The organism is Thiomonas delicata (assembly GCF_900088825.1).
In the GTDB taxonomy this organism is placed as follows: domain Bacteria; phylum Pseudomonadota; class Gammaproteobacteria; order Burkholderiales; family Burkholderiaceae_C; genus Thiomonas_A; species Thiomonas_A delicata.
Genome location: NZ_LT592189.1, coordinates 1 through 216, shown reverse-complemented (window position 1 = coordinate 216; position 216 = coordinate 1). Strand labels below are relative to the sequence as shown.

General features: G+C 71.8%; 1 protein-coding gene. It reads right to left on the bottom strand.

Features of this window, described 5'->3' with window-relative positions:
- The coding region (locus THIARS_RS17985; protein WP_186436768.1) for an FAD-dependent oxidoreductase at positions 1-216 on the bottom strand (216 nt) is incomplete at both ends.

Genomic DNA, 216 nt, shown 5'->3' with positions numbered 1-216 from the left:
GCGGCCCCGATGCCGGGGATCGTGGTTTCCATGCGCTGCGTGACGCGGATGGCGCCCGAGGGCCCCAGTGCAATCCCAGCCGTGGCGGCAAGGGTGGTGTCAGGGCGCACGCCGGTGGCGACCAGCACCAGATCGGCAGTGGCGGCAAACCCGCCCGAACCCGACACCGTAAGACCGCGCCGGTTGCCGGCGGCTTCGATGCGCTCGACGGTGCAA